The sequence below is a fragment of the Actinacidiphila acidipaludis genome, from assembly GCF_019890725.1.
Lineage (GTDB): Bacteria > Actinomycetota > Actinomycetes > Streptomycetales > Streptomycetaceae > Actinacidiphila > Actinacidiphila acidipaludis.
The window spans coordinates 133,410-159,084 of sequence record NZ_JAINZZ010000006.1 but is presented as its reverse complement, the minus strand read 5'-3'; the positions used below and the strand labels follow the sequence as shown (position 1 = coordinate 159,084).

Below are 25,675 nucleotides of genomic sequence, written 5' to 3'. Positions count from 1 at the left end.
TCCGGCTCCTGGCGCGGCCCGGACCGGCCCCGGGCCTCGGGCACTCCCGGCCTCCGGCGCAGCACGGGCCCCCGCACAGGCAGCCCCGGCACAGCCTGGACCGGCCCCCGGGCACTTCCGGCTCCTGGCGCGGCCCGGACCGGCCCCGGGCCTCGGGCACTCCCGGCCTCCGGCGCAGCTCGGACCAGCGTCCGGGCCTCGGGCACTTCCGGCTCCTGGCGCGGCCCGGACCGGCCCCGGGCCTCGGGCACTTCCGGCTCCTGGCGCGGCCCGGACCGGCCCCGGGCCTCGGGCACTCCCGGCCTCCGGCGCAGCTCGGACCAGCATCCGGCCCCCGGGCACTTCCGGCCTCCGGCGCAGCACGGGCCCCCGCACAGGCAGCCCCGGCGCAGCCCGGACCAGCACCCCCGCACAGGCAGCCCCGGCGCGGCCCGGACCAGCCCCCCGGGCACCCGGGGAGTACGGCCCCGGAGAATCCGCCGTAGCTCTGCCGCGCGCTGCGCTTCTTCACTCCCGACGCGCCCCCCACCAGATCGCCCCGAACTGTCCGGGATGGTAGAGAGAAATCCTGACATTCCGTGATCGGGAAGGTGATGGCTGTGCGGGTGTTCGTGGCAGGCGGGGCCGGGGTGCTGGGGCGGCGGCTGGTGCCGCAACTGGTGGCCGCGGGGCACGAGGTGATCGCTACGACGACGAGCGCGGCCAAACTGGAGGTGGTTGAGGCGCTGGGCGCCAAGGGCGTCGTCATGGACGGCCTGGACGCGGCGTCCGTCGCCGAGGCGGTGGGCGGCGCCCGGCCGGAGGCGATCATCCACCAGATGACCGGGATCTCGCTGAAGCACGCCGGCAAGCCCGACCTCAAGCACTTCGACCGGTGGGCCGAACCCACCATCCGCCTGCGCACGGAGGGCACGAACCACCTGCTGGCGGCGGCCGAGGCCAACGGCGTCGACCACGTCATCGCGCAGGGCTACGCCAACTGGAACGGCCTGCGGCAGGGCGGCTGGGTCAAGACCGAGGAGGACCCGCTGGACATGGAGGTGGGCACCGCGGCGCAGTCGTCGATGGAGGCGCTCCGCCATGTCGAGGACGTGGTGGTCAAGGCGGGCGGAGCGGTGCTGCGGTACGGCGGATTCTACGGGCCGGGTGCCATCGACGACCAGGTGGAGCTGATCAGGCTGCGCAAGTTCCCGCTGGTGGGGGACGGTTCGGGCTACGCCTCCTGGGTGCACCTGGACGACGCCGCCCGGGCGACCGTGCTGGCGCTGGAGCAGAAGGCCCGGGGCGTGTTCAACATCGTGGACGACGAACCGGCCCCGGCGAGCGCGTGGTTGCCGTACCTGGCGGAGTGCGCGGGCGCGAAGAAGCCCATGCGAGTGCCCCCGTGGCTGGCCCGCGTCCTGGCCGGGAAGGTGGTGGTGATTATGATGACGGAGGGGCGCGGCTTCTCCAACGCCAAGGCGAAGCGGGAGTTGGGCTGGGAGCTGAGGTACCCCTCGTGGCGGCAGGGCTTCAAGGAGGAGCTGGCGTGACGCGGGCCGAGGAATTCGAAGATCTCCGTTCGTTATTGTTCTCGATCGCGTACCGGATCCTCGGGAGCGTGAGCGAGGCCGAGGACGCCGTGCAGGAGACGTGGCTGCGGTACGCCGCGTCCTCCACCCAACCGACCTCCGTCAAGGCCTTCTTGTCGGCGGTGGTGACGCGGGTGTCGATCGACGTGCTGCGCTCGGCGCGGGTGCGGCGCGAGGAGTACGTCGGGCCGTGGTTCCCCGAGCCGCTGCTGACCGACCCCTACGAGGACCCCGAGCGTTCGGCCGAGCTGGCCGACTCGGTGTCGATGGCCGCGCTGCTGCTGCTGGAGCGGCTCAGCCCGCTGGAGCGGGCGGTGTTCGTGCTGCGTGAGGTCTTCGGCTTCGGGTTCCCGGAGATCGCCTCGTCGGTGGGCCGTTCCGAGGCCGCGTGCCGGCAGCTCGCGGTGCGGGCGCGCCGGCACATGGACGAGGGCCGGCCGCGGTTCGAGGCGGACCGCAGGGAGCGTGAGGAGCTGGCCGGGCGCTTCTTCGACGCGTTCCGGGTCGGGGACGTCGACGGGCTCGCCGAACTCCTGGCCGCGGACGTCACGCTGGTCGGCGACAGCGGCGGCAAGGCCCCGCGCGTGGCCGACGAGTTCCTGGGCCTGGACAACGTCACCCGGGTGATCGGCGGGCTCGCGGACCTGTTCGTGCGGGTCGGCGGAACCGTCGAGGCGCGCGAGATGAACGGCCACCCCGGCGGGATCTTCCGCGACGGCGAGGGCAAGGTCCTCAACACCTGGACCCTGGACATCTACGACGGCCGCATCCAGGCCATCCGCTCGGTCAGCAACCCCGACAAGCTGGCCCACCTCGGGCCGGTGGCCGACACCCTGGCCCTCAACCGCAAGGCCCACCTGACCAAGGACCTGGCCATCCACCTGTCCGGCGACCGCCGGAGCCCCGGGCGCGGCGACTGACCCGCGCTCGTGGCGCCGCGGCCGTCCCGCCTCCGGGGGGACGGCCGCGTGCTTTCCGGCGGGGGGTCACTCCAGGGCGCCGAACATCCCGCGCTCGTAGGTGCCGCCCTGCATGTTGACGGCCATGCTCATCCGGTTCGACGCGTTGATCATGGCGATGACGTAGACGAGGGTGCCCAGGGCGTCGTCGTCGAAGTGCTTGCGGACCGCTTCCCAGGTCGCGTCGGAGACGCCCTGGCCGCCGGCCAGCCGCGTGGCCTCCTCGGTGAACGCCAGGGCCGCCCTTTCGGCCTCGGTGAAGACCGTGCTGTGCCGCCAGGCGGCTACCAGATGCAGGCGCAGCGGGGTCTCGCCGATGTCCGTCGCCTCCTTGACGTGGATGTCCACGCACCAGCCGCAGCCGTTGATCTGGCTGGCCCGCAGCGACACCAGTTCCTGCAGGCTCCGCGGCAGCGTCGACTCCCGCAGGGCCAGCGAGGCGCTGTAGAACCGCTTGGCGGCCTTCGCGGCGGTGGGGCTGTCGAGCAGGTTGAAGCGGGGTTCCATCGTTTCATCCTTACCTGTGACGTTTTGTGTGCTCCTGGCACGGAACGAACACAAGATGCCAACGATCCGGCCCCTGTGACGGTGTGGGAATGTGACCTGCGCCACGATCTCCAGGTGTCACAAAGCGGCGCGCACCGGAGTCCTGTGATCGGCGGCCACTGGCGGGCGGTCGGGGGGGAGCGCCAGGGGGCGGGAGCCAGTGGCCGCCGGCACCACCACGGCACGCGAACGGGCAGGAGTCAGGCGATGAGCGAGCGAACGACGGACGCGACCGGGCCGCTCGCTCCGGACGACGGCCGGGACTGGGCCACCGACGCCTACGTCCGCCACCGGAGCCTGCTGTTCACCGTCGCCTACGAGATCCTCGGCTCGGCGGCGGACGCGGAGGACGTCCTCCAGGAGACCTGGCTGCGCTGGGTCGGCGTCGACGCCGCCACCGTGCGCGACCACCGCGCCTACCTGGTCAGGATCGCCACCCGCCAGGCGCTGAGCCGGCTGCGGACCCTGGCCCGGCGCAAGGAGACGTACGTCGGGCCGTGGCTGCCCGAGCCGCTGCTCACCGCCCCGGACGTCGCCGAGGACGTCGAACTCGCCGACTCCGTGTCCACGGCCATGCTGCTGGTGCTGGAGACGCTGACGCCCACCGAGCGGGCCGTGTTCGTGCTGCGCGACGTGTTCGACCTGGAGTACGCGGAGATCGCGGAGGCCGTCGACAAGACACCGGCCGCGGTCCGGCAGATCGCGCACCGCGCGCGGGCCCACGTCGCCGCCCGCCGGCCGCGCGGGCCGGTCTCCCCGGACGAGACCCGCCGCGCGCTCGCGGCCTTCCAGCAGGCCGTCGAGACCGGCGACCTGCGGAACCTGATCGCGCTGCTCGCACCCGACGTGGTCGCCCTCGGTGACGGCGGCGGTGTCCGCGAGGCCGCGCCGCAGCCGCTGCGCGGCGCCCAGGAGGTGGGCCGGGTGCTGTCCGAGGGCCTGCCGCGGTTCGCCGGCCGCGCGGACGTCGAGGCGGTCGAGGTCAACGGCCGGGCCGGCCTGGTCATCCGGGTGGACGGCGTGATCGAGGGCGTCGTGACCATCCGGATCGACGACGGGCTGATCACCGGGATCTACAACGTGCGCAATCCGGAGAAGCTGTCGCGGGTCGAGCGGGAGACCGCGATGCGGCGCTGAAGGTCCACTGAGAACCGCTCAGAACCGGTAATGCTCGGCGCCGACGACTTCCCGCCAGGGGCCCCGGTGCTGCTGATCACCGACGGCGAGTGCGACGTGCTCAGGGTGCGGCGCGAGCACGCCTTCCTGCTGCCGCGCGGCGCCCGCCTGCCGTTCGCCCCGCGAGGGCCGGTCTTCGAGATGCGGTAGGAGCGGTCCCTTCGGCGGCGACCGGGCGTCGTGGTCGCCCCAGGGCCCCGGGCCAGGGGGTCAGGGGACGGAAGGCCCCTGGATGTAGTGGCCGGACGCGTCGTAGGGCCAGGCGTTGGCCCTGCAGCCGTGCAGCCCGTCGATCTGCTGCATCATGACCGGCGCGAGCCGGCCGGGTCCCGGGCACCCCTCGTGGCCGTGGCCGATCCTGTGGCCGACCTCGTGGTTGATGATCAGCGCGCGGTAGCCGTGGATCGGCCCCGGGAACTGGGGTGAACCCAGCTGCCAGCGCTTGAGGTTGACCACGACGGTCGGCCCGACGTCGCAGTTCACCTCGCCGTGCGTGTGCAGGCCCGCGGCGCCGCAGATCGCGTCCACGGTGTCCGGCGTGGCGATCTTGATCACGAAGTCGGCGGGCCCGGAGGACACGAGCTGGAAGCCGTCACGGCCGTCGTCGGTCCAGCCGCGGGGGTCGGCGAGGATCCCCTGGATCTCGTGGGCAGCGGCGGCCGCCGAGATGCCCGTGCCGCCCTCGACCTCGACCTTGTAGCGCCGGATCGTGCCCTGCCCCACGGCCTTCCCGGCGGCGTCGGCGGTGCTGAAGTCGCCGGTGCCGTGGCCGGGGACGTCCGGGGTGGTGGGTGCCGCGGGGCTGCCGGGCGTCGTGCGGTGCGGCTTCGCGCTCGACGACGCGCCGGACGCCGCGTCCGAGGCCCCGGCCGTGGCGGGGACCGTGCCGTCCCCCGGCCCCGGCGGGCCGTTCCGCGCCTCCGCCGCCCCCGCGTGCCCGCCGGCCTTCACCACATAGAGCGTCACCCCGAGCAGGGCAAGGAAGATCAGCCCCAGCACGACGTACGACCCGCCGCCCGAGCGCCGCGCGCCGCGCCGCCCGCCCCGCTTGGCACTTCTGCCGCGCGCCCCGCCCATGTCCCCGTCCCCTCCGTCGCTCTTCGGTCAACTCCCCGCCGGCTGACCGGCGGTCGTGGCCTCAGGCTCGCGAGAGCAGATGATGACTCCTGGTCCGTTCGGTCACGAATGCATAACGTGCGGACGCATGCTGCCTGATGGGGGCCGGTGACGGTGCCACCGTCCATGTGACCGTTCTGCAACAAACCCGCCCCGGGACGGAACCGGAGACCCGCCCGCGCCGCGCCCTGCGCATACTGAGGCGGTGTCCCGCGTACTGCTCATCGAAGACGACCCCGCCGTCCGGCGGGGCGTGGAATGGGCGCTGCGTCACCGCGGGCACGACGTCGCCGCCGCGCCCACCGGCGAGGAGGGGCTGACCCTCCTGCGCTCGCACCGGCCGGACGTCGTGGTGCTCGACCTGATGCTGCCCGGCATACCCGGGCTCGACGTGTGCCGCCGGATACGCGAGCACGACCAGGTGCCGATCATCATCGTGACCGCTCGCGGCGACGACATCGACGTGGTGGTCGGCCTGGAGGCGGGCGCCGACGACTACGTCGTCAAACCGGTGCGCGCGAGTGTGCTGGAGGCGCGGATGCGGGCCGTGCTGCGCCGCACCGCCCCCGACACGGAGGGCCGCACCCGGCCGCGGCCGCGCACCTACGGCGACCTCGCCATCGACCGGGCCGCCCTGGTCGTCACCCACCGCGGCGAGCCGGTGCCGCTCGCCCCCTCCGAACTGCGCCTGCTGCTCGCCCTGTCGGACGCGCCCGGCCAGGTCCTCAGCCGCCAGCAACTGCTGGAGCAGGTGTGGGAGCACAGCTATCACGGGGACGTCCGGCTGGTGGACGCCTGCGTCAAGCGGCTGCGCGGCAAGCTCGGCGGGGACTCCGGCCACATCGAGACGGTGCGCGGCTTCGGCTACCGCTTCCGCGCCGCGTGACGGCGGGACACCGGCCATGGTCAGGATGCCCGAAGCGGTCCGCAGTCTGCGGTTCCGTCTCGTCGCCGGCTTCGGCCTGATCGCCGTGGTGAGCGCGCTCGGCACCGGCGCCCTCACCTTCCGCGAGGCCCGCACCGGCGTGCTCCAGCAGAGCCAGGACACCGTGGTCAACCAGTTCCGGGACAGCGTCGACGCGTTGCTGCCCGACGTCCCGTCGCAGCCCGACCGGGCCCAGCTCGGCTCCCTGGTGTTCAGCCTGGCCTCCACGCACCGCTCCCAGCACTGGCGGGTGCTGGCCACCTACCGCGGCGTGGAGGCGCCGTCCGAGGCCGGCGACGACTTCGGCGAACTCACCGCCGCCCTGCGCCACTCCGTGGAGACCCGGTCGGTGGCCGTCTTCCAGCGGGTGCACAGCGGAGGCGCGTCGGCGCTCGTGGTCGGGCTGCCCGTCGTCTTCGCGGACGGCACCGGCTCCCGCGCCGACTCCGGGCTCGCGCTCTACCTCGTGGTGCCGCAGACCACGGAACAGCGGTACGTGAGCACGCTGGTCTCGGCCGTCGAACGCGCCGCGCTGCCCGCGCTCGGCCTGGCCGTGCTGCTGGCGCTGTTCGTCGCCCGCGGGGTGCTGCGGCCGGTGCGGGCGCTGCGCCAGGCCACCCGGCGGATGGCCGACGGCCACCTCGACACCCGGCTCAGCGTGCACGGTTCGGACGAACTCGCCGACCTGTCGGCCGCGTTCAACGAGACGGCCGTCGCGCTGGAGCGTTCCGTCTCGGAACTGCGGCGGATGGAGGCGCAGGCACGGCGCTTCGTCGCCGACGTCTCCCACGAACTGCGCACGCCGCTGGCCGCGATGTCCGCGGTCACCGACGTCCTGGACGACGAGGCGGTGCACCTCGAACACGGCACGGCCGAGGCCGTCCAGCTCATCGGTGAGGAGACCGAGCGACTGGTCCGGCTCGTCAACGACCTCATGGAGATCTCCCGGTTCGACGCGGGCGCGGCCGAACTCCACCTGGACGAGATCGACATGGCCGAGTCGGTGCGGCGGACGCTGGCCGCCCGGGGCTGGCAGGACCGGGTGACGGTACGGCTGCCCCCGCCCGGCGCGCTGCGGACGCCGGTCGACCCGCGGCGGTTCGACGTGGTGGTGGCCAACCTCGTCGGCAACGCGCTGCGGCACGGCGCGCCACCGGTCACCGTCACGCTGACGGCGCACCGCGAACCGGGGGCGGGGGACGCGGCGAAGGCGGGAGCCGCGGGGACGGCGGGAGCCGCGGGGACGGCCGGGTTCGCGCGTGCGGCGGGGGAGCGGTCGTGGGTGCGGCTGGTCGTCGCCGACAGCGGCCCCGGCATCGCCCCGGACGCGCTGCCGCACGTCTTCGAGCGCTTCTACAAGGCGAGTTCGGCCCGGACGCGCAGCGAGAGCAGCGGGCTCGGGCTGGCCATCACCGCGGAGAACGTCCGGCTGCACGGGGGCCGCATCCGCGCGGAGAACGGCGCCGCGGGCGGTGCCGTCTTCACCGTCGACCTGCCCGCCGGCCGCGGCGACGGAAGGGGATGAGCGGGATGAGCGCGATGAGCGGGAGGAGCGGGATGAAGGAGTGGAGGCCGTGAGGGGGGCGAGGACTCGCACGGGCCTCGGAGGGCGGCGGCGGGTGGCGGTCGCGGGCGCCGGAGCCGGTGCGGCGGCCGTTCTGATCGCGGGATGCGGTGTGCCCACGACCGGCGTCGTCGACGTGGGGATGCCGGCGAGCGGGCTGCCCGCGGTCCCGGTCGCGGCGGACCGCGTCGTCGTCTACTTCCTGGACGGCGACCGGCTCCAGGCCGCTCAGGAGAAGATCGCGGGCGACGCGGATCCGGTGGCGGCGGCCGTCCATCTGCTCTTCGCCGGACCCGGCGCGGCGGGACGGCCCGACCTCACGACGCGCCTGCCGCACCTCACCTCGCCGGTCCAGGTCCGCCTTCAGGACGGCACGGTCACGCTGACGCTCCCGGCCGGGACGGCCGCGCCCGACTCCGCGGGGGTCCGCCAGCTCGTCTGCACGGCCGCGACCGCGTACCGGCTGAGCGGCGGCGCCCCACACCTCGCCCAGCCCCGGGTGGGCGGCTCGATCCCCGGAACGGCCGTCCCGGCCCCCACCCCCTCCGAGGCCGCCTCCGCCTCGGTCACGGTCCGCGTCGCCCTCCACGGCTCGCCCTGGCACCACACCCAGTCCGACCCGGCCTGCCCGCGGTAGCGGGGCCCGACGGACCACGCGCGGGTCAGGTCCCGGCCTGGGGGGGGCGAACGCGCGCCTGGCGACAGCGAATTCCTTACCCGTCTGTCGTCGGTGCTCGCTAAGCTTTGCGCGCCCTGAGTGGCCCCTGTGGTCGTCATGGGGGCCGGGCCTGTGTTTCCCAGGGGGGGAACCGTATGACTCCATGGCCCACTGCCGGGCGCCACCAGACGCGCCGCAGGAGAACGAGCGCCGCCGCGATCACGGCACTGGTCACCAGCGCCGCCGTCGCGCTCATCGGCTGGGCGGGGCCGACCTACGCCAGCACCGGAGCGGCGACCGCACGAGCCGCGGCGAGAGCCTCGGTGCACAAGGCCACGGCGAAGCCGCCGGCGCCCGGCCGCACCACGCCCGGCCGGCCCACGTCCGGCCCCACGACCCGTCCGGCGTCCGCCCCGCCCGCGGGGCACCCCGCAGGGCAGAAGCCGTCCGGCACGAAGCCCGCAGCCGCCAGGCCGTCGGCCGCGCAGCTCAAGGCTCTGCGCGCGAAGGCCGCGGCCCGCGCCCTCGCCTCGGCTTCCCCGCGCGACACCCAGGACGCCTCGTGCGGCGGCCCGTTGGCGTTCGACACCGTGCACGCCTGCGACGCGATCGCGTCCGGCGGCAGCGACGCGTACACAGTGACCACCTCGGCGGCCGACGACCAGCTCACGATCCAGCTCGTCGCGACCTCCGGCGCCCAGGTCAACGCCTCGCTCACCGGTCCGGACGGCACCGCCGTGTCCTGCTTCTCCGGGGTCTCCGTCAGGACCTGCGCCACGGGTGCGGCCGGCGGCTACACCCTCGTGGTCGACGACCAGTACGGCAGCGGCGGTTACACCCTCGCGGTCTCCTCGCTGAAGTCTTCCGCGTGCACCCCGATCACCGCGTCCGACCTGGCCTTCGGCAGCGCGCCGAAGACCGGTTCGCTCGCCGCGGGCGCCGCCTCCGCGTGCTACGGCCTCGACGACGGCGTGGCGAGCGGCGACGCGCTGCGGGTGGGCGGCCTGTCGTACGAGGTCCAGGCCACCGTCTACGACGCGACCGGCACGGTCGTCTGCGGTGTCGGGCAGTACGGGGACACCTGCGCGCTGTCCGGCACCGCTCCCTACCGGATGCTCCTGGAGGACAGCTACGCGCAGGCCGCGTCCTGGACGCTGTCCGTGAACCGCCTGTCGCATCCGGCCGGTTGCGCGACGCTCGCGGCGGCGCCGTTCGGCGACCCGGGTTCCGCCGTGGCGACCGGGACGCTGCCCGTCGGCGGCCTGCAGTGCCGCACCGTGACGCTGCCGGGCGGGCTCACGATGGTGTCCCTCCAGGGCGGGGAGTCCACCAGTGGCGGCGCGTCCTGGCAGCTGCTGACCGCGCAGGGCGATCCGGCCTGCTACGACAGCAGCGAGGACGTGACGTGCTCCTCGCTGCCGGGCGCCGGCACGTACACCGTCCTGATCGAGAACGCGTCGCGCTACGAAGACGCCCCCTACACCGTGTCGCTGGTGCCGCTGGCCTCCACCGGCGGGTGCGCGGCGAGCGTCGGCACCTCCTACGACCTGCCGCTGCTGCACCGGTCGTTCACCTCCGCGGTGCAGGTGGACTGCCAGTCCTTCGACGCCGCGGCCGGCGACCGGATCGACCTCAGCGCCGGCACCGACGTGTACGGTCAGCTCACCTCGACGATCGTCGACCCGTCGGGCGCGCCGAGTTGTTCCACGAGCACCGGTGACGGCAGCAGCCAGGACGGGTGCGTCCTCACCGGGTCCGGCCCCTACCGGGTGATCAGCCACACGATGTACGGGTTCACCGGCTCGTACACGATGCGGATCGCCCGGCTGTCGGACCCCGCCGGCTGCACCGCGCTGCACCCGCAGGTGTACGGCACCGCGCCGGCCACCTCCACCGACCCGTGCTGGCTTCTGCAGGTGCCCGCCGCCGGTACCTACGACGTGGGCGGCACGGGCGTGTACCACCTGGACGGCACCCGGTTCTGCGCGCAGGGCGCCGCGTCCTGCACCTTCCCCGCCGCCGGCACGTACGCCATGGTCTTCCGGCCCGGCTACCTCGACGACACCCCGTTCGCCCCGGTCTTCGTGTCCCCGGCACAGACCGCGGGCTGCGTGGCGGCGTCCGACCGGGGCTTCGTCAGCGGCCCGGTGAGCCTCGATCTCAGCGCGGCGGGGGTGCGCGACTGCCTCACCCTTCCCACCGCGTCCGGCAACGGCGTCTACCTGGTGCCCGCCGCGGCCGACGACGGGATGGTCCCGGTCGAGACGGTGTACGACGCGAAGGGCGTCCAGCAGTGCGAGAACGAGTACTCCTTCGCCGTCTGCAAGCTGACCGGCACGGCTCCCTTCCACGTCGTGGTGACGGCGCCGGTGCCCCGGGTGTACCGGCTGACCGTCCAGCGGACCGGTGACGCGGGAGGCTGCGCCGGGTGGCCGCAGACCCCGTTCGGGGCCTCGGCCGGTACGCCCGTCAAGCTCACCGCGACGGCGCAGACCGCCTGCCTGACGCTCCCCGCGAACGGCCACTCCACGGCCGAGCTGTTCGACTTCGCCAACACCGCCAACCGACTCGACGCTTCGGTACGGGTGTTCGACGCGGCGGGCAACCAGGTGTGTTCGAGCATCGCGAGCTCCACGACGACGTGCCGGTTCACCGCCGGCGTCGCCTACACGGCGGTCCTGGTGGGCACGGGCACGGTCGACACGTACCACCTCGTGCGCCGTGACGTGTCGTCGTCGGCGGCCTGCGCCGCCCCGGCGTCGCTCACCGTCGGCGGCGCGTCGACCGGTTACACCTTCACCTCGGCGCTGGACTCCCGCTGCCTGCGCGTCCAGGCGGCCACCACCGACAAGCTGTGGCTGTCGGTGCGGACTCCGGCCGCGCCCGCGAAGACCGGCGCGGAGCTCCTCGTCATGGACTCCACCGGGACGATCGTGTGCTGGCAGCACGGCTCCGGGTGCCGGGTGAGCGGCTCGGCCTCCTACGTGGTCGCCGTTCTCGCCGCCGGCTACACGGGCACGTCGATCCCCGCGCGGGTCGACACCTGGCGGGTCGGGACGGCCACGGGATGGGCGTCGCAGTGCACGGCCAACTCCCTGTCCGCGGACGGGTTCGCGCCGCGCAGCGGTAGCCTCACCGAGACCTCGACGGCCTACTGCGGGGTCATGCAGGTCAAGCCCCGGCAGTCCTTCGACGTCTACCTGGTGGACGGCAACCCCGCGGCCGGGCCGTCGGTGGACATGTTCAGCAGCGCCAACTGGAACGGCACGGCCATCGACTACGCCTACCAGTGCGGCGGTTCGAGCTACGGGTACGACTTCCACTGCTCGGTCAGCGGCGGCGCCCCCGCGACCCAGGTGGTGGTCATCGTCAGCCCGGGCGGGAGCACACTCCCCCTGCCGTACACGATGCAGGGCGTGTGCCGCTCGCAGTGCTCGACGTCGCCCAAGCCCGCGGACGTGACGTCGCTGTCGCCGGCGGCGGGACCGGCGGAGAGGGACAACAAGGTGGTGCTCCACGGCACCAACTTGAACCTGGGCACCGACGTCGGCCTGGCACAGGGCGGCATCCGGTCCAGCTACGACCCGATGGCGACACCCGTCAGCGTCAGTGCCGACGGCACCACGCTGACCGTCGTGCTCAGCACCCGCGGCCTGACGCCGGGCCGGTACGACGTCGTCCTCGACCTCGCGGGCTACACCTCCGGCACCCGGTCGACCGGCTACCTGCCGGGCGGCTACACGGTGACGGCGGCGCCGCCCACGAAGGGAGGCGGGCCGCTGACCATCAGCAAGCCGTCCTGGATGGTCGGTCTCCGGCACAAGCCGGCAGTGAAGCACTGAAGCACTGAATTCCGCTCACCGAGTCCCGGCCGCACGGCCGGCCGCACGTCCCGAAGGGCCCCGCCACCAGGCGGGGCCCTTCGGCCGTCGCACCGCTGAACGCCGGTGCAGCCGCCACCGGCCCGCGCAACCGCTCCGGCGGCCCGCTGCGGGCTCAGCCGGGCAGGTCCTCGGGCCGCTTCTTCGCCAGGTGCCCCGTGAGGACACCCGTGGCTTGGCCGACCTCGATGAGATAGCCGTCGGGGTCGCGCATGTAGCAGCGGATCTCCGCCCCGCGGTCGATCGGCGGCGTGACGAACTCCGCCCCCCGCTCGGACCACAGCCGGTAGCAGGCGTCGATGTCGGCGACGCGCAGGTTGAGGAAGATCGACGTCGTGTCACCGGGCTCGTAGTCGGCGACGGTGATGCCGGGCTTGTCGGGCGTCGGCGGGCCGCCGGGGTTCATCAGGATCCAGGTGTTGGCGAGCTTCACGATGCACGGGTTCTCCTCGAGCACAACCGTGCCGCCCAGCACCTTCGAGTAGAACTCCCGCGAGCGCGCGACGTGGCGGACGGTGATGAACAGCGTGGCCACGAAGCCCTCTTGCGGCGCCGGGAGATTCTCGTAGTCGATGTACGGACCGCTCTCCGTCATGTCTGTGCCTCCGGGCGTCGTGGGCGGTGGTGCGCGCAGGTGTGCGCCGGCGCCCCCTCGTTCCAAGCTAAGCGCCGCCGCTCCGGCCCGCGCGCCGAGCCACCCGGCCCCCGCCGAGCCGCCTGCCCGGCCGCGCTGAGCCGCCCACCCGGCCCGCGCCGAGCCCCGCCGCCCCCGAACACCCGCTGTGTCCCTTCCGTTCGCCCGCCGTACGGATTCTCCGTGTCTGATGGTGGACGTCCGTGAACACGGCGGGAGATACTCCCGCGTGTCCACTGCCGTCTCGCTCTGCCCGCTCCGGCGTTGGCCTGACAACGTTGTCTTCCACGTCGGGTCGTGCACGCGTACCGCAACGCCGGAGAGGTTACGTGCCCAGCAGATCCCATCCCCCCGTGCCCAGCGTGGTTCCCCCGAGACCCACCCGCCGGCGTCCGATGCGCGCGACGGTCGCCGCGGTGCTCGCCGGCACGCTCGGCCTCGCCGCGCTGGCGGCCACCGGCGTCGCCGCCGCTGCGCCCGTTCCGAACAGCTCCGCGGGGTCCTCCGGGACGTCCGGCGGTACGGACTACGCCAAGCTCGTCGACCCGTTCGTCTCGACCGCCGGTGACGACGGCAACGACCTGCCGGGCGCCGAGGCGCCCCACAGCCTGGCCAAGGTCAACCCGATGACCACGCCGGGCCGCAACCACTCCGGCTACGACTACAACGCCGACCACATCGCCGGGTTCACCGCCACCGACCTCGACGGTGTCGGCGGTTCGGGCGGCGGCGGCGACCTGCTGGTCGTGCCGACGTCCGTGCAGTACGACAAGCGTCCCGCCGCGAGCACGTACGCGCACACCTACCACCACGATGACGAGACCGCGACGCCCGGCTACTACCAGGTGGGGCTCGGGGCGCTGTCCGGGACCGCGTCGTCGGTGACGCAGGACTCCGGGACGATCAACGCCGAGATGACCGCGACGACGCGCACGGCGCTGGAGCGGTACAGCTTCCCCGCCGGGTCGAACCCGGAGCTGGTCCTCGACCTCGCGAACAACTACACCAGCCGCACCCGTTCGACGCTCAAGGCGGCGACGCTCCCCGACGGCACCACGTCGATCACCGGGATCGTCGCGGGGTCGTTCAACGGCGCCGCGTACCAGCTGTATTACGACGCGACCACCAACGTCCCGGTGACCTCGCTGAAGAGCTGGGGCGCTGACGGCCGGCTGACCGACGCGAGCGCGCAGGACGGCGCCGACACCGGCGCGGTGCTGGGGTTCGACCCGTCCGCAGGCAGCGACATCGAGCTGCGGGTGACGCTGTCGCCGATCAGCGCAGAACAGGCCGGCGCCGACCAGCGGAACGAGGTGGGTCAGCTCACCTTCGACCAGGCCCGCGCGCGGACGAAGGCGGACTGGAACAGCGCGCTCGGCGCGGTCGACGTGCGGGCCTCGGCCACGTCCGACCCCGGGTCGACGCTGACCAAGGAGTTCTACACCCACCTGTACCGCATGTACGCGCTGCCGGTGAACGCCACCAGCACCAGCGGCACGTACCGCGGCGCCGACGGCGCGGTGCACCGGACCAACGGCTTCACGTACTACGACGGATGGTCCACCTGGGACGACTTCCGCAAGTACTCCGTCGAGGCCTACATCGATCCGGCCACCTACCGGGACCTGGTGCAGTCGCTCATCGAGCTCTTCGCCGACGCGCACACCTCCGGCAAGAGCCTCGGCAGCCTCACCCAGTCGGTGCCGAGCGTGCGCTGGGAGCGCTCGGCGGTGGTGATCGCCGACGCGCTGTCCAAGGGCTACAAGAACTTCGACCGGCTCGACGAGGCCTACCCGGCGCTGATGTCGTACGCCGGCTACTACACCGGCGCGCAGTTGCGGCAGGGCTATGTCACCGGTGACCCCGGTACGACCGTGCAGCGCGGCTACGACCAGTGGGCGCTGTCGATCATCGCCCACGCGCTGGGCAAGGACGACGACGCGCAGAAGCTGCGCACCCAGTCGACGATGGCGATCGACCACCTCGTGAAGTCAGGCGCCTGGACGGCCGCTGACGGCACCCGGTGGGCCTGCTGACCCCGCGAGCGTCCGGCGGCGACTGGCAGAGCGCGGACTACGAGAAGTTCGAGGCGGCCGGTCTCTACCAGGGCACGCTCTGGCAGTACAACTGGTACGACGCCTACGACATGGGCGGCCTGATCAAGGCGATGGGCGGCGCGCAGGCCGGAAAGGCCGCCGTGGAGCACATGTTCGGCGAGGACTCCAGCGCCTCGGACGGCTCCACGATGCTGCACTCCAACGCCAACGAGATCGACCTGCAGGCCCCGTACCTCTTCAACTACGTCGGCGAGCCGAGCCTGACGCAGAAGTGGGTGCGGTCCATCTACACCGGCACGACCTGGAACCGCTACATCGCGACCGGCTCCACCAACGAAGCCCCCAGCTCCGGCGGCGAGTTCACCCCGCCGGTCGACACCCGGGTCTACAAGCTCGCTCCCGACGGCTTCCTGCCGACCATGGACAACGACGCCGGCACCATGTCGACGATGTTCGTCGCGGCCGCCCTCGGCCTGTTCCCGGTGACCGCCGGCTCCAGCCAGTTCCAGATCGGCAGCCCGTTCTTCGACTCCACGACCATCACCTATGCAGGCGGCACCCGGTTCACGGTGAAGGCCGACGGCGTCTCGCCGAGCGACTACTACGTGCGGAGCGCGACCCTCAACGGCGCGCGGTTCGACGACACCTGGCTCGACTACCGGCAGATCATCGCGGGCGGCACCCTCGACTTCACCATGGGGTCCAAGCCCTCGCAGTGGGGCGCCCACACCAAGCCCGCGTACTCGCTGGACACCGACCCCGGTGACGGCGGCACGGGCCAGGGCGGCACCGCCGTCACCGCCGACCCCGCCAGGGTGGAGACCACCGCGGACGGAACCGTCGACGGCAGCGTGCGGCTGACCCTGTCGGGACCGGCGTCCTTCGCCGCCCGCAAGGGGACCAGCCTCACGTCGACCGGCGCGGCGAGCGTCGGCGGTCTGCCGGACGGCGTCACCGCGGACCTCCGCGTCACCGGCAAGCACACGGCGACGCTGTCGCTCACCGGCACCACCAAGGTCGACGGACGTCCGGCCGTCACGTTCGCCGACGCGGCCTTCGCGCACGGCGTGCGGGCCGCGACGGTCAGCGGCACCGGGACCTCCGCGACCGACCCGCTCGTCGTCTCGGCCGCCGCGGTGTACCGCACGTCGCTCGGCGCGCTCGCCGGCCGGGCGTCCCTGGTGCGCAGCGGCAACTACGCCGAGGGCTCCTGGAACCTCTTCCAGTCGGCCCTCGAACGCGCCCGGACCGTCCTCGCGGACACCGCCTCCGGGACGGGCACGCTGATGGCCGCGCAGGACGCGCTGCGGTCGTCCGCCGACGCGCTGACCATCGACGAGGGCGGCTACGCCGTCCTGCAGGCCGAGGCCCCCGACCAGAAGCAGGGCCCGAACCTCGTCAGCGAGGCGTACTACTCGGACGGCGACCTCGGCGGCGTCACCGAGGGCGCGTGGGAGAAGTTCGACAAGCTGGACTTCGGCGGGGTCGCCCCGCGGAGCGTCTCGGTCCGCTACGCCAACTCCCAGGCGGCGAACGCCAAGCCGAGCAGCGTCGACATCCACGCCGGCACCGCCGACGGCCCGGTGGTGGCCACCGTGTCGCTCCCGGGCACCGGCGGCTGGCAGTACTACTCCACGGTGCAGGCGCCCGTCACGTCCCCGGACGTCCTGCTGGGCGCCTCCGGCGCGACGTTCGTCTTCCACGCGCCGTCCGGCCAGCAGTGGGTGTCGAACTTCGACTGGTTCCAGTTCTCACCGAACCCGGTGTCGTCGTCCCCGACGACCACGCTCGCCGACCTGTCGGCGGCCGACACCACCGCGACCGGCGGCGGCACGGTACCGCTCAACCTCTCCAACGGCATCTTCGAGAACGTCTCGAACGGCGCGTGGGCCCAGTGGCAGGGCACCGACCTGCGGGACGGCGCCGACACCGTGACCGTCCGCTACGACAAGCCCCAGTCGCGGGCCGCGTCCGACTCGCACATCGAGCTGCACCTCGGCGCGAAGGACGGCCAGAAGAGCGTCGACATCCCCCTGGACTACACCGGTTCGGGCTGGGGGACCATCGCCACCACGTCGGTGCACCTCGACCCGGCCGTCTTCACCGGCGTCCAGGACGTGTACGCCGACTTCGTCTCCAGCACGCAGACGTCCTCCCAGCCGTACGTGGGCAACGTCTACGCGCTGACCCTCACGCAGGCCGCCGACGCCCCCGTGGCGTTCGACGCCACCGCGTTCACCGCCGACAGCGGGGGCGGGCTCAAGAGCGAGCCGGCCGGCTGGACCGGCGCGGGTTCCGCCACCGACCTCGGCGGCACCTACAACGGAGCCTGGCTGGACTACGGGACCGTCGACTTCGGCGACTCCCCGAAGACCACCGTGACGCTCACCTACGTCAACAACTCGGCTCGCTGCGGCACCGGTTCGGCCGTCCAGCTCTATCTGGACTCGTTCGACGCGGCCAACCCCGGCACGCCGTACGCGACCGTGCCGCTGCCGGTGACGGGCAGCGCCTGGTCCTCGGGCGGCACGACGAGCCTGACGCTGCCCAAGGCGATCACCGGCAAGCACGCCGTGCACCTGCGGCTGACGACGACCCCGGACTCCTCGCACCCGTACGTCGCGAACCTGGGCCGGGTCACCTTCACCCACGTCGACACGCCCGCCGCCACGGACACCTCCGCCCTGCGGAAGGCGATCGACCAGTACGCGGGGCTCGCCGCCGACGCGGACCGCTACGACGCGATCGACTTCGCCGTCTACCAGCGGGAACTCGCCGCCGCGCGCGCCCTCGTGGCCGCCGCCGACGCCACCCAGCCGGAGGTGGACACGCAGACGCGCAGCCTCACGCTGGCCGCCGACCAGCTCGTCCCCCTGCCCAGGCTGACCCTGGAGGACCTGGTCGCGACCGCCTCGGCGCTCGACGACGCGCGCTACACCGACGCGTCGTGGGCGGCGTTCACCGGGGCGCTCACCGCGGCGAAGACCGCGCTCGCCGACGCCACGTCGACGGACGCGACCCTCACCGCCCGCTACGACGCCCTCCGCCAGGCCCGGTCCGGGCTCGCCACGAAGCCCCGGACGGTGCCGGCCGCGCCCGGCGCGGTGTCGGCGACGTCGTCGGGCAGCAGCGTGACCGTCTCCTGGTCCGCGCCCGGCGACACCGGCGGCTCACCCGTCACCGGCTACAAGGTCACCCTCGACGACGGCCACGAGGTCACCGTCGCCGACCCGGGCAGCCGGAGCACGACGTTCACCTGGCTGCCGGCCGGCACGTCGTACACCGCGCGCGTCCAGGCGGTGAACGCCGTGGGCACCTCCCGCCCGAGCGCCGCCACGGCACCCGTGGCCACCGGCGGCGGCAAGCCGCAGAAGCCCGAGGTGGCCTCGGTGGTCACCGACGGCAAGCAGGTCCGCGTCACCTGGAGCGCCGCCGGCGACGGCGGGTTCCCGGTCATCGGCTACACCGTGGCCCTCGACGACGGAACCACCGCGCACGTCCCGGCCACCGCGGACACGGCGCTGCTCACGACCACGGGCAACGCGAAGGCGCACACCGCCGCCGTCACCGCGGTCACCCTGGCCGGGACCTCGGACGACCCGGCCGCGGCCACCCCCGCGGACGTCTCCGCGACGACCGCGACGGACGCCTCCGACCCGGGCTACACGGCGTCGCCCTTCCCGGACGACACGCTCAACGCGACCTACCCGTCCGACGCGTGGCCCAAGACCGCAGACGGGAGCGACTACTTCGACAACCTGCTCAGCGGGATCGACGAGTTGCACACCGACATCCTCGGCGCGAACTCCAAGGTGCCGAACGGCACGGCACTCACCGCGCAGAACGACCGGATCGCGGTGGGCATCAACAACGCGGCGACCCAGAAGGAGGTGGACCGGGCCGAGGTGGACGCCACCAACAGCGCCACCGTCACCATGGCCGACGGCCTCGGCTCCCGGCTCGGGCAGATCTACCACGACGCCCTGAACAGCGGCCAACTACCCAAGACCAGCGCGCTGTTCTCCCGTGTCACCAAGAGCATCGACACCCACGACGCGGCGAAGGACCACTTCGGCTACCTGCGCCCGTACGTGCGGCTCGGGTTCGTCGGCGACGGCGGGGACGTCTACGAGTCCCAGGACGGCTCGTACGGCAGCCTCACCACCAGCGGCTCGTACCCGAGCGGCCACACCTACGGCGGCTACGAGGCCGGGACGATCCTCGCCACGCTGCTGCCGGAGCTGGCGCCGTCGATCCTCGCCCGGACCTCGGAGTACGGGAACAACCGCATCGTCCTGGGCTTCCACTACCCGCTGGACGTCATGGGCGGCCGCATCACCGGACAGGCCACGGTGGCCCACCGGTGGGCCGACCCCGACTTCGCGAAGCTGCTGACGCAGGCCCACACCGAGATGGAGAACGTGCTGCTGGAGCAGTGCGAGAAGGAGGGGTACGGCGACACGCTCGCGGCCTGCGAGGGCGACTCCTACGACGGTCTGAGCACCGCGCAGGACATCGACCTGTACACGCAGCGCCTCAGCTACGGGTTCTCCCAGGTGGGGAAGGCCGGGCAGACCCTGCGGGCGCCGACCGACGCGGCGTCCCTGCTGATCACGGCCTTCCCGGACCTCACCGACCAGCAGCGCACGGAGATCCTGCAGCAGACCGCGACGGACTCCGGGTACCCGCTCGACCTCACCGGCGACGGCGGGGCGAGCTGGGAGCGGATCAACCTGGCGGCGGCGATGGCGGCACACGTCGTCGTCAACGCCGACGGCTCGGTCACGGTGACGAACTTCGCGGACGCCACCAAGGCCAGTGACGCGGACGTCGACGCCGTCACGGTCGGCGGCGCCAGGATCGACGGGTTCGCGCCCGGGGTGTCCACGTACGTCGTGGACTGGCCGAAGAACGCGAAGATCCCGGCCGTCTCCGCGGTGCCGGCCGAGCCCGGCGCGCGGGTGAAGGTCACCGAGGGGAGCCCGGTGCTCTCGTCGGACGGTTCCCGGTTCACCACCCGGACCATCACGGTGACCTCGGCCAACGGAGCGGTCACCCGCACCTGGACGGTCGGGTTCCAGTTGACGGATCACGATCACCGGCCGATCACGGCCGGGGGCAACGGGCGCTGACGGGCGCTGAGGGGCGCTGACGGGCGCTGACGGGCGCTGACCCCATGGCCGGAGGGCCCCGCCGAGTTCCTTCTCGGCGGGGCCCTCCGGCCTGTCCTGGGCGATCGGCAAGGGGGGCCTGCTGTCCGGTCCTCACGACGGCTTGCGCCACGCGCTGAGCAGGGCCTCGGGGCCGTACGCCGCCGCGAGTCCTGAGCAGTCGATCCCGTTGCGTGAGATCGCCATGAGAGGTACCGGATCATCGGTGAGCGCGGCCCGGTGCCTTTGCAGCGCTGCCAGGTCATGGCTGTCGAAGGCAGCGGTCTCCAACCACTTGATCGAACCGAGGAAGAGCAACTCCCGTGCCACCGGCTGCCGGTCGCCGCCCACCACATCGATCTCGACATCGTTGCTACGGGTCCAGTACCCGCCGATGGCCGGTGCGGCGGGCAGGGCCGCGTCCGGCAGCAGCCGGGCGAGAGACTCCCGGACGAGGGGCTCGACCGCACGCCCCCGCCAACTCGTCCACCGCTCCTTGATCCGGCTCAGCGTGAGATCTCCGCGCATGCGCTCGATCTCCGCCATGTGGGGGTCCAGGAACGCCAGCCAGAACCGCAGATACGGGTCGGCAACGCGGTAGCGGCGTTCCTTCGACGGCCGGAGCGAGAGGGGCAGTTCGGCCGCCACGACGCGCTTCTCCGTCAGAACCTCGGTGGCCCGGGTGAGCGTGGTGTGGGCGATGCCTCCCGCGGCGCGCGCGATGTTGGTGAAGGTCCGCTCACCGCTCCCGATGGCGCGCAGGACCTCCCTGCTCATCGCCTGCGGCGGGAACTCCGCGGACAACGACCGCTCGGCGGAGACGAGCAGTGCGGAGATCGGGTTGTCCAGCGCGTCGCGGAGAAACTCCCAGACGTCGGCCCCCGGGCGCCACTCCGCACAGATCAGCGGGAGACCACCGGTGACCAGGGCGGCGTCGAAGGCGGGGGCCGGTTCCAGCTCGAGCATCTCGCTGATGTCGGCCGGGTTCAGCGGCCCCACGACCATTTCCCGGCCCCGTTGGTGGAAGGGGCGGTCGTAGCTGTTCAGCGCCTCCATCATCGAGAGATCGGATCCGACGAGGAGGAGAAGCACGGGCTTCCGGCTGAGCAGACGGTCCCACGCCCGCTGCAGCATGCCCTCGAAGGCGTCGACGCGTTCCATCAGATAGGGGACCTCGTCGATGACGACCACGCTCGGGGTGTCGTCGGGGAGCATTTCGGCGAGGAGCCGGAACGCCGCGTTCCATTGTCCCGGGGTTTCCTCCGCGAACAGTTCCCGTTCGGGCAGGGTGGACCTGGCGACGGCGTCGAGCAGCTCCGTCAGCTCGTCCTCCGCCGTGCCGCCGGATGCGGTGAAGAAGAGGTTGGGAACCTCCGTGCGCCGCAGGAACTCCTCGACGAGGCTGGACTTGCCCACCCGCCGCCGCCCGCGCATGAGGACGCACTGGCCGGGCTTCGCCGTCCCGACGGCGTCACGCACTCCCTGGAAGACGTTGTGGAGCACGCGCAGCTCCCGGTCTCGTCCGATGAAACGACGCATGACAAGCCCCCGTGATCGATAGTATCGCTAGAGATACTATCTCTGCCGCTACTATTGTGCCCGGCGGGCGGGGCCGCCGGCCGGCACGGGGTGCCCGCCTCGGTCCGGAGACTCCGGCCATGCGCGACGACCTCTGCCACTGGTTCCCCCGCGAGGCCTGGGCGATCCCCTGAGGACCGCGGCGCCCAGGCGGGCGGAGCCCCACGGAGCTCAGTGCTCGCAGAGGGAGAACTCCCGCTCGTAGAGCTGCTCGTTGTGCTCGTCGACGAAGAACTTCCGCTCCTGCATCAGGTGTTCGCGGTAGACCCTGGCCTGCTCCAGCGTCATCGTCGAGGTGTCGGACCAGGGCTGCTGCGGCGGGACGTCGGAGGTCGAGACGATGTTCTGCGACGGGTCGACGAGGAAGAACGCCAGAATCTTGCGATACCCCGGGCGCGTCCCGTCCGCGAGGCGGAACGCGCCGACGCGGTGCTGCAGGACGTTCGGGAACGCCAGGCAACGGCCGGCCGGGGTCGACGCCGATCCCAGCATCTGGTTCAGCGCGTCCTCGTTCTCGAGACCGTAGACCTCGCGCAGACCGTTGTCGTCGTTCTGCTCGTAGTCCGGGTCGTCGAGCGCCGCCCGGAAGCTCAGCCGGCTCTCGGTGATGTTCTCGCTGTCCCAGTAGTAGATGCCGGTCGAGACGATCCGCTCGTTCATCATGCCCTCGACATGCCAGGAGCCACCGGCGTATTCGGGCTCGTCCGGGGTGAGATGAATGGTGGCGAGCTTGACGATCACCTGGACGCGGCAGCCGCGCAGGTCGACACGGTCGGGGCCGCCCGGCACCTCGGGCGCGGTGAAGGCCGGGGCGTCGGGGATGACCGGCCGGCGGGTCTCCCACCAGTCGGTGTGGGCCGTCTCCCACACGCGACGGGCCTCCGCGTAGGCCTCGTCGTCGCTGAAGGAGGACTTCTCCGGATACTGCGGTTCGGCGTCGTACCAACCCCAGGGATCGGCCTCGATCCGCAGCGGCCGTGGGTGCCGCAGATCGGTCAGCACGTTCTCCAGCAGCGGGCGCAGCCGCGCGAACACGTCCGGCAGGACGAGGGCCAGTTCGCGATGAGCCTCCGGGTGGACGTTGTTGACGTACGAACGGAAGGCGACGTCACCGTCGTCACGGACGTCGACGTCGGTGGGCAGCCACTGGAACTTCTCCGAGAACTCGTACCTCGACCAGCGGTCCGTGGGGTTGTGCCAGGCCCGCTCGGGCCCGCCGCTCACCTCTCGGACCAGGCAGAACAGCGAGGGATGCACCAGATCCAGTACCTGGCCACCGGATCCGGGATGCCAGTCCCGCTCCGCTTCCGGGACCTCTTCCAGAACCCGGACCGCCTCGCGCAGCCGCGCCCGGAGCTCCTCGTCGACCAGCGTGTCCGACTGCCACACCCCGTCGACGGCGGACACCTCGACGCCGGTTCGCCCGTCCCGCAGCGCGGCGTAGTGTCCGAGTTCGGCGAGGACGTAACGGACCTGCGCCTCGGTGAGGCCCTGGGCGACCGCCTCCCGCGTCCACCTGGCGACGATGCCGGCGTCGTTCATCTTGTCGAACCAGCCGGGCTTCTCCCGGATGCGGGCGCTGCACCGCATCATCTCCAGTTCCCGCAGCGTCCGGGGCGCCGCGAACGCTGTGGAACGGGAAGCGTGAAAGGGCAGGGGGAAAGCGGACAGCTCGGTCAAGTCCCTTGGTCCTCACGGTCGGTGTGCGGTGCCGGGAACGATACGTCCGGGGACCGACACCGCAGCCGGACGTCCCACCGAGCGTGCCGAGCGTGCCGAGCGGTGAACTGCGCTGCCGTCCGGGCCGGGGCAACGCCTGAGGCACGGCTCCGACCGACGCCCGAACGGCGAAGGGCCCCGCCGCGAGGCGGGGCCCTTCGACATCGTGCCCGGTGAGGCACTGGCGGAGGATACGAGATTCGAACTCGTGAGGGGTTGCCCCCAACACGCTTTCCAACTCTGCATGCGCCTGTCCCGGCAGGTTCACAGCCGTTCGGCGCACTGGTCGGCGATGTCTGGCACGCATGAGCGTACGGGCATGTACGCGGATGGATGAGACTGCGGTTGAGACTGTGAACTGTGCCGATACGCGTCACGGGGTTCGGACATCGCTTCACGCTGGCCACGACTCTGCCAGCGTCTTCATTAGAGTCACGATCGAGACAGCGCCCGCTTCTGCAAGGGCTTCCGCTTTTCCCGGCTTGTTTGCGTACCCGATCGTCAACACCCCGGCTGCCTTGGCGGCTTGAACGTCGCGGATCGCGTCACCGATGAAGATGCATTCGGCGGGCTCCGCATGCGCCACTCGCATTGCGGCTAGCAGGAGTTCCGGCGATGGTTTCATGGACTTCGGTCGACCGGGTACGCGTCCGAAGCACCCCGCCACCAAGGCCTTGAGCTGGTATGTCTCGATGTATCGGTCCATGGCTGCCGTCGCGTTGTTGCTGACCAACCACACCTGTCTGTCGCTGGCTGCGCACGCCTCCAGGAACTCCACGGAGCCCTCAGTAGGTCTCGCCTGTGCGACGGCTTCAACCTCCAGCCGCGCCAATGCGTCGTCCGCCATCGGAACCAGGTCCGGCCGCACGTCGGCAATATGCCGCAGCATGGCCAAAGGGTCCATCAGTCCGTGACCTGGCGGGAGGCCGTCCGGGCCCGCAAGTAGATCAGCAAGTCGCCGAGCGACATCGGCCGCGGGGAAGCCTGCGAACACGGAGCAGACCGGCCCGTCGAAGTCGAGCAGGACGTGACGCACCGGCGCGAGGATCGATGCCAGTTCCTCCGGATCCGTATTCACGCGCGCTCAAAGGCGATCGTGGACCATACGCTGTCGAACCACGTCGTGGCTTGCTGAACGTACTGGGAGCCCATCGATTCCGCGTCAGGCCCGGCTGCGTGGTGGAAGAGGGTCGCATCCTTGCCCGTGATGTCGAAGAACGTACGTGCTTTGCCCTCTACCGCCAGCGTGCGCTCACGTAGGGGGTAGAAGCCGAAGAACACATCGCGGTGGTTGAGGACGTATAGCTTGAACAGGGACGTCGCCCTATAGACCTTCACGTCCACTGTGGCTTTTTCCACCAGACCCATCTCCGCCAGCACCTCCACCGAGTGCTTGATGCCGGCTGCGTTCGTTAGGGCGATGTCGCGGGCCCGGTTCCTCAGCGCTGGATCATCCGCCAGGCCGTCCACCAGGGTCGGGACCGCCATCGGAGCCGTGGTGTCCGGCAGTAGGAGTCGGACCGCGATGGACTCGGGCCGCAATCGGCCCGCGCGGATTTTGTCGAGAGGTTCTTGCATCGCGCTGTGCAGCGTCTCACTGCTAAAGCCTGCGAAGTCGATCGTCACCTGTTGGTCGGCGAACGCCATTTCCAGGTGCGGTCGTAGTCCTACCGGCCGCTCAGTGCGTTCACGGACGTAGGAACCGGACCCCTTGCGGGTCACGATCAGTCCCTCGTCTCGCAACATGTCGATCGCTCGCGTGACCGTGCCGCGAGCCACCCCGAAACGCTTGGCCAACTCGGGGCCGGACGGGAGTTGTGTTCCAGGCTCGAACTTCTTCGTGAGGATTTCGGCACGCAGAACACTGTTGACCTGCAAGTACGGCGGGCGGTCGTCGTTCGGGTCGAGGCTCATCCCGCCATGGTAGGCCACCTGCCCATCCTGAGCAGCATGCGCAGCCTGGTTGACCTGTCTAAGCAGGTTGGCTATGTTGGACACGTCGCCACCGGAGAAGTCCGGAACGGCACAGAGTGGCCCTTCTTTGGGCTGCTCAGGCATGCCCAGGAGCCCCGCGTTGGTCGGGGGGAGGTCACCGGCGCCTTGTCAGCCGGATGGCACGAGACCGAAAGGTCACGTCTCTG

The 25,675-nt window shown here is 71.9% G+C and carries 17 protein-coding genes; 10 read left to right on the top strand and 7 right to left on the bottom strand.

The features are described from left to right. The first annotated feature begins 593 nt into the window (after positions 1-593). Both K7862_RS07800 and K7862_RS07795 read left to right on the top strand, forming a co-directional pair. Positions 594-1,532 (top strand): NAD-dependent epimerase/dehydratase family protein, encoded by a 939-nt coding sequence (locus tag K7862_RS07800; RefSeq protein ID WP_222961693.1) that lies wholly within the window; start codon positions 594-596, stop codon positions 1,530-1,532. After that, positions 1,529-2,491, top strand: coding sequence for an RNA polymerase sigma-70 factor (locus K7862_RS07795; protein ID WP_222961692.1), 963 nt, complete (start codon positions 1,529-1,531; stop codon positions 2,489-2,491). Before K7862_RS07800 ends, K7862_RS07795 begins: the two co-directional genes overlap by 4 nt. Positions 2,492-2,557: 66 nt before the next feature. Here K7862_RS07795 and K7862_RS07790 read toward each other — a convergent pair whose 3' ends face one another. Next, positions 2,558-3,037, bottom strand: a complete 480-nt coding sequence (locus K7862_RS07790) for a carboxymuconolactone decarboxylase family protein (RefSeq protein ID WP_222961691.1) — start codon at positions 3,035-3,037, stop codon at positions 2,558-2,560. Positions 3,038-3,283: 246 nt separating this feature from the next. Between K7862_RS07790 and K7862_RS07785 the strand changes: the two genes are divergently transcribed. Continuing rightward, on the top strand, positions 3,284-4,213 hold the full coding sequence (locus K7862_RS07785; protein WP_222961690.1) for an RNA polymerase sigma-70 factor: 930 nt from the start codon (positions 3,284-3,286) through the stop codon (positions 4,211-4,213). 30 nt (positions 4,214-4,243) lie between these two features. Continuing rightward, positions 4,244-4,402, top strand: coding sequence for a hypothetical protein (locus K7862_RS07780; protein WP_222961689.1), 159 nt, complete (start codon positions 4,244-4,246; stop codon positions 4,400-4,402). A gap of 60 nt (positions 4,403-4,462) precedes the next feature. Here the strand turns inward: K7862_RS07780 and K7862_RS07775 are convergent, their stop codons facing one another. After that, the gene (locus K7862_RS07775) at positions 4,463-5,329 is read right to left on the bottom strand and encodes a DUF3152 domain-containing protein (RefSeq protein WP_222961688.1); all 867 of its coding nucleotides are present in this window, start codon (positions 5,327-5,329) and stop codon (positions 4,463-4,465) included. Between the two features lie 244 nt (positions 5,330-5,573). On the opposite strand from K7862_RS07775, the gene K7862_RS07770 reads away from it, so the two are divergent. The 4 genes from K7862_RS07770 (at position 5,574) to K7862_RS07755 (ending at position 12,357) form a co-directional block, all read left to right on the top strand. Next, positions 5,574-6,254: a response regulator transcription factor gene (locus K7862_RS07770; RefSeq protein ID WP_222961687.1), complete on the top strand. Its 681-nt coding sequence runs from the start codon at positions 5,574-5,576 to the stop codon at positions 6,252-6,254. Between the two features lie 25 nt (positions 6,255-6,279). Then, the gene (locus K7862_RS07765; RefSeq protein WP_222961686.1) at positions 6,280-7,818 is read left to right on the top strand and encodes a sensor histidine kinase; all 1,539 of its coding nucleotides are present in this window, start codon (positions 6,280-6,282) and stop codon (positions 7,816-7,818) included. Between the two features lie 151 nt (positions 7,819-7,969). Further along, complete coding sequence (locus tag K7862_RS07760; protein WP_222961685.1) at positions 7,970-8,494, top strand: GerMN domain-containing protein; 525 nt, start codon at positions 7,970-7,972, stop codon at positions 8,492-8,494. A 176-nt stretch (positions 8,495-8,670) separates the two neighbouring features. Further along, the gene (locus K7862_RS07755; RefSeq protein WP_222961684.1) at positions 8,671-12,357 is read left to right on the top strand and encodes a hypothetical protein; all 3,687 of its coding nucleotides are present in this window, start codon (positions 8,671-8,673) and stop codon (positions 12,355-12,357) included. A 154-nt stretch (positions 12,358-12,511) separates the two neighbouring features. Here the strand turns inward: K7862_RS07755 and K7862_RS07750 are convergent, their stop codons facing one another. Further along, entirely contained in the window at positions 12,512-12,991 is a 480-nt protein-coding gene (locus K7862_RS07750; protein WP_222961683.1) for a VOC family protein, read from the bottom strand. Positions 12,992-13,425: 434 nt separating this feature from the next. Between K7862_RS07750 and K7862_RS37360 the strand changes: the two genes are divergently transcribed. Both K7862_RS37360 and K7862_RS07745 read left to right on the top strand, forming a co-directional pair. Continuing rightward, entirely contained in the window at positions 13,426-15,066 is a 1,641-nt protein-coding gene (locus tag K7862_RS37360) for a glycoside hydrolase domain-containing protein (RefSeq protein WP_262412797.1), read from the top strand. Beyond that, positions 15,054-20,219 carry a glycoside hydrolase domain-containing protein gene (locus tag K7862_RS07745; protein ID WP_308011894.1) on the top strand — a complete coding sequence of 1,722 codons (5,166 nt, stop codon included), beginning with the start codon at positions 15,054-15,056 and terminating at the stop codon, positions 20,217-20,219. The genes K7862_RS37360 and K7862_RS07745 overlap by 13 nt, the downstream gene beginning before the upstream one ends. 132 nt (positions 20,220-20,351) lie before the next feature. On the opposite strand, the gene K7862_RS07740 is transcribed toward K7862_RS07745, so the two are convergent. From K7862_RS07740 to K7862_RS07725, 4 genes are all read right to left on the bottom strand, one after another. Further along, on the bottom strand, positions 20,352-21,776 hold the full coding sequence (locus K7862_RS07740; protein ID WP_222961682.1) for an ATP-binding protein: 1,425 nt from the start codon (positions 21,774-21,776) through the stop codon (positions 20,352-20,354). 210 nt (positions 21,777-21,986) lie between these two features. After that, on the bottom strand, positions 21,987-23,495 hold the full coding sequence (locus K7862_RS07735; protein ID WP_222961681.1) for a DUF4246 domain-containing protein: 1,509 nt from the start codon (positions 23,493-23,495) through the stop codon (positions 21,987-21,989). A 433-nt stretch (positions 23,496-23,928) separates the two neighbouring features. Then, positions 23,929-24,612 carry an HAD family hydrolase gene (locus K7862_RS07730; RefSeq protein WP_222961680.1) on the bottom strand — a complete coding sequence of 228 codons (684 nt, stop codon included), beginning with the start codon at positions 24,610-24,612 and terminating at the stop codon, positions 23,929-23,931. After that, positions 24,609-25,448: a GntR family transcriptional regulator gene (locus tag K7862_RS07725; protein WP_222961792.1), complete on the bottom strand. Its 840-nt coding sequence runs from the start codon at positions 25,446-25,448 to the stop codon at positions 24,609-24,611. The genes K7862_RS07730 and K7862_RS07725 overlap by 4 nt, the downstream gene beginning before the upstream one ends. Positions 25,449-25,675: the final 227 nt, after the last annotated feature.